General features: G+C 55.1%; 3 protein-coding genes. 1 reads left to right on the top strand and 2 read right to left on the bottom strand.

The window, feature by feature from the left end; genetic code table 11:
• The coding region (gene thiC / locus ACTHUE_RS10900; RefSeq protein WP_440423466.1) for a phosphomethylpyrimidine synthase ThiC at nt 1-1,880 on the top strand (1,880 nt) is incomplete at its 5' end.
• A gap of 91 nt (nt 1,881-1,971) precedes the next feature.
• On the opposite strand, the gene murJ is transcribed toward thiC, so the two are convergent.
• Nucleotides 1,972-3,510 carry a murein biosynthesis integral membrane protein MurJ gene (gene murJ / locus ACTHUE_RS10895; RefSeq protein ID WP_440423465.1) on the bottom strand — a complete coding sequence of 513 codons (1,539 nt, stop codon included), beginning with the start codon at nt 3,508-3,510 and terminating at the stop codon, nt 1,972-1,974.
• 9 nt (nt 3,511-3,519) lie between these two features.
• On the bottom strand, nt 3,520-4,695 hold the full coding sequence (lpxB, locus tag ACTHUE_RS10890; protein WP_188212857.1) for a lipid-A-disaccharide synthase: 1,176 nt from the start codon (nt 4,693-4,695) through the stop codon (nt 3,520-3,522).
• Nucleotides 4,696-4,921: the final 226 nt, after the last annotated feature.

Genomic DNA, 4,921 nt, shown 5'->3' with positions numbered 1-4,921 from the left:
CTAAAAAAACCGGCGATGAGGCGCGCCGTCTTTCCGACTTGAGCGAAGACATCGGCATCCGCTTCCAATATCCCAATTCCAACCGCGTCTATATCCCGGGCAGCCGCGCCGACATCCGCGTGCCTTTGCGCGAAATCCGTCAGGACGATACCTACACGGCACAAGGTACGGAAGCCAATCCGCCAATTCCAGTGTACGACACCAGCGGCTCATACGGCGACCCGGCGGCACACATCGACTTAAAACAGGGTTTGCCACACGTCCGCACCGCATGGCTGGATGAACGCGACGATACCGAAATCCTGCCCAAGCTTTCCAGCGAATATGGCACCGAACGCGCACACGATCCGAAAACCGCCCATCTGCGCTTCAACCAAATCACCCGTCCGCGCCGCGCCAAAGCAGGCCGCAATGTAACCCAGCTCCACTACGCCCGCCAAGGCATCATTACGCCGGAAATGGAGTTTGTCGCCATACGCGAACGCATGAAGCTGGACGAACTTTTCAGACGGCCTGAATACGCCAAGCTCTTGAAACAACACGCAGGGCAAAGTTTCGGCGCGAATATCCCAACCCATCCCGACCAAATCACGCCCGAATTCGTGCGCCAAGAAATCGCCGCCGGACGTGCGATTATCCCTGCCAACATCAACCACCCCGAACTCGAACCGATGATTATCGGCCGCAACTTCCGCGTCAAAATCAACGGCAACTTGGGCAACTCCGCCGTAACCTCCAGCCTGACCGAAGAAGTCGAAAAAATGGTATGGTCGCTGCGTTGGGGCGCGGACACGATTATGGACTTATCCACAGGCGCGCACATCCACGAAACGCGCGAATGGATTATCCGCAACGCGCCCGTCCCCATCGGCACGGTGCCGATTTACCAAGCTTTGGAAAAAACCGGCGGCATTGCCGAAGACCTGACTTGGGATTTGGTGCGCGATACCTTAATCGAGCAGGCAGAACAAGGCGTGGACTATTTCACCCTGCACGCAGGTGTATTGCTGCGTTATGTACCGATGACGGCCGACCGCCTGACCGGCATCGTATCACGCGGCGGCTCCATCATGGCGAAATGGTGTCTCGCCCATCATCAGGAAAACTTCCTCTACACACATTTCGACGAAATCTGCGAAATCATGAAAGCCTACGACGTATCGTTCAGCCTCGGCGACGGCCTTCGTCCCGGCTGCATTGCCGATGCCAACGACGAATCCCAATTTGCCGAGCTGCACACCTTGGGCGAATTGACCGCCAAAGCATGGGAACACGACGTACAGGTTATGATCGAAGGCCCCGGCCATGTACCGCTGCAACGCGTGAAAGAAAACATGACCGAAGAGCTGCAACATTGCTTTGAAGCACCTTTCTACACCCTCGGCCCGCTCGTTACCGACATCGCCCCCGGCTACGACCACATCACCTCGGGCATAGGCGCGACCAACATCGGCTGGTACGGCACAGCCATGCTCTGCTACGTTACCCCGAAAGAGCATCTCGGCCTGCCCGACAAAGAAGACGTGCGCACCGGCATCATCACCTACAAACTCGCCGCCCATGCCGCCGACCTCGCCAAAGGCTGGCCAGGCGCACAGTTGCGCGACAACGCTCTGAGCAAGGCGCGTTTCGAGTTCCGCTGGCGCGACCAATTCCGCCTCAGCCTCGACCCCGAACGCGCCGAAAGCTTCCACGACGAAACCCTGCCTGCAGAAGGCGCGAAAATCGCCCACTTCTGCTCGATGTGCGGCCCAAAATTCTGCTCGATGAAAATCACGCAGGAAGTGCGCGACTACGCCGACAAGCAAAAAGCCCAACAGCAAGGCATGGAAGAAAAAGCGATTGAGTTCGTCAAAAAAGGAGCGAAGCTTTACAGTTAAAACGTAACGCAAGAAAAGGCCGTCTGAAAATATTTCAGACGGCCTTTTTAGCGAATAGCCTTTAAGCCAAAGCAATACGCACTACGGCTGCTTATTTTTCCACCCTGCGGAAATGGTGCGGACGAAAACCGAGCGCGGCGAGGGAAACGAAGTAGAGGCCGCCGCCCAAGGCAATCAGGACGCAGAGTTGGCCTGCTTTTTTAAAGCCGCCGACGTGCACCCATTCAAACGGCAGATAATATTGCGCCAGCCACAAACCGCTGCCCATGACAACCAAAGAGATGACCATTTTAACCAAAAACGCTGCCCAACCTTTACCAGGGCGGTAGATGCCGTGTTTGCGCAAAAGGAAAAACAGCAAACCTGCATTCAGACACGCGCCCAAACCGATAGCGAGGGACAGGCCGACGTGCTTGAGCGGCGAAATGAAGGCAAGGTTCATTAGCTGCGTGCAAATCAGCGTGAAAATAGCGACCTTAACGGGGGTTTTGATGTTTTGGCGCGCGTAGAAGCCGGGTGCCAATACTTTAATCATAATCAGCCCGATCAAGCCGAAGGAATAGGCAATCAGCGCGTGTTGGGTCATTTGCGCGTCGTGCAGCGTAAATTCACGGTACATGAACAGGGTCGTAACCAGAGGGAAAGACAACACGGCAAGGCCGACGGCGGCAGGCAGGGTCAGCAGCATACACAAGCGCAAACCCCAGTCGAGCAGGCTGGAAAACTGCTCGGTATCCTGACTGGCGGCGTGTTTGGACAAGGTAGGCAGCAAGATTGTACCGAGTGCCACGCCCAAAACACCAGTAGGCAATTCCATCAGTCGGTCGGCGTAATACATCCACGACACACTGCCGGACTGCAAAAATGAGGCAAAAATGGTGTTGATAACCAAGGAAATCTGCGCCACGCTCACGCCTAAAATAGCCGGTGCCATCTGTTTCATCACGCGGTTGACCGCTGCGTCTTTAAAGCTGAGTTTGGGCATTTTCAAGAAGCCCAGTTTCGCCAACCAAGGCAGTTGGAACACCAGCTGCAACACGCCGCCGACAAATACCGCCCACGCCAAAGCCATAACAGGCGGATCAAAATACGGTATGAAAAACAGGGAAAAGACGATAAAGGAGATGTTCAAAAATGTCGGTGTGAAGGCGGGAATGCCGAATTTATGATAGGAATTGAGTATCGAGCCGACAAAAGAGGATAGTGAAATCAATAAAATATAAGGAAACGTTACCCGCAGTAGGTCGATGGAGAGCTGAAACTTATCGGCGTCTTTGGCAAAACCGGGCGCGGAAACATAAATCACCCACGGCGCGGCGAGTATGCCCAGCGCGGTAACGATGACCAACACAAACGACAACATACCGGCCACATGACGCACAAACGCCTGCGTGGCTTCGGGCGAGCGGGTTTCTTTGTATTCCGCCAAAATCGGCACGAAGGCTTGGGCAAACGCGCCCTCTGCGAACACGCGCCGCAACAGGTTGGGCAGTTTGAACGCGACAAAAAACGCATCCGTCGCCATGCCTGCACCAAACGCACGGGCGATAATCGTATCGCGCACAAAGCCCAAAATGCGCGACACCATCGTCAGGCTGCCAACCTTGGCCAAGGCTCCCAATAAATTCATGTATTTTCCTTACTTGTCTTTCAGGCCGTCTGAAAATCCGGCTTCTGCCAATACTGCCGCCGCCGCCAATGCCGCCGTATCTTTTTTCAACAGCAGATGCAAGGCGTGGAAATCCTGTTCCAACGCGGCTACCGCTTCAGGGCAGTCATACCAGTCTGCAACGGCCTGCGCCAGTTTTTCAGGGACGGCATCGTGTTGCAGCAGCTCGGGAACGGCGGCTTTACCCAACAGAATATTGGGCAAACCGACATGCGGCACTTTGATTTTGTTTTTCACATACGCATAAGTCAGCGGCGAAATCTTGTAGCTGATGACCATAGGTCGCTTGCACAAGGCCACTTCCAAAGTCGCCGTACCGCTGGTAACCAATACCACGTCGGCAGCGGTGCAAACCGTATCCGACTGCTTGTCGGTCAACGTGATGGGAAGGGTGGCGAACTCAGGCTGCGCCAAAATTTCGGTAATGCGTTTGCGCGTTGCGGCCGTCGCCACAGGCAGCAAAAACTGTGCCTGCGGATAACGTTTCAGCAGCAATAAGGCCGTCTGAAAAAACACCGCCGCCATGTAATCGATTTCGCTCACGCGGCTACCGGGCAAGATGGCAAACACGGGCACGTCCGCAGGCACGCCCAGCTTCTGCCGCGCCGCCGCCCTATCCGCTTCCACCGGCATGGTTTGCGCCATCGGATGGCCGACAAACTCGGCCTTGCCGCCGGCATCAATATAAAGCTGGGGCTCCATCGGAAACAAGCACAACACGCGGTTGACCTGATGCACGATTTTATTGACCCGTTCGCGCCGCCACGCCCAAACCGACGGGCTGACGTAATGAATAGTATGAATGCCTGCCCGCTTGAGTTTTTCCGCCACGCCGAGATTGAAGTCCGGCGCATCGATGCCGATAAACACATCCGGCTTGAGGCGGATTAAATCGTTCACCAGCCCTTTGCGGATTTTCAAAATCTGCGGCAGGCGTTTGATGACCTCAACAAAACCGCGTACCGCCAGCTTTTCCTGATCGTACAAACTCTCGAAACCCTCCGCCTTCATGCGCTCGCCGCCGATGCCGGTAAACCGCGCATTCGGGCAACGCGCCTTAATGGCACGGATTAAGTGTGCGCCGAGCAAGTCGCCGGAAGCTTCGCCGACGCTGATGGCGATAAGGGGGGAAGGATTGGAATTCATGTGTTGAGGTTTAAAAGCTAAAAGATTTTGGGCAGACATTTGCCCGCCCGTTTTCAGACGGCATCGGCGGCAAACAGACAGGAAACCTGCCCTACTGCGCGGATTTTTGCAATCCAAAGGCCGTCTGAAAAAGTTTCAGACGGCCTTCAATCCATCCATCAACGGATAATGCCGCGTGTGGATTGTGCAAAAAAGTCTTTAAATACCGCCAATTCGCTTTGGGTTT

It is taken from the genome of Neisseria sp. P0021.S005 (assembly GCF_051956955.1).
Note: the sequence above shows the minus strand (reverse complement) of the source record. Positions and strands in the feature narration are given on the sequence as shown.

What these genes read in the sequence shown, in the direction of transcription:
- murJ (WP_440423465.1), bottom strand. Translation starts at nt 3,510, where the DNA reads ATGAATTTATTGGGAGCCTTGGCCAAGGTTGGCAGCCTGACGATGGTG.
- lpxB (WP_188212857.1), bottom strand. Translation starts at nt 4,695, where the DNA reads ATGAATTCCAATCCTTCCCCCCTTATCGCCATCAGCGTCGGCGAAGCT.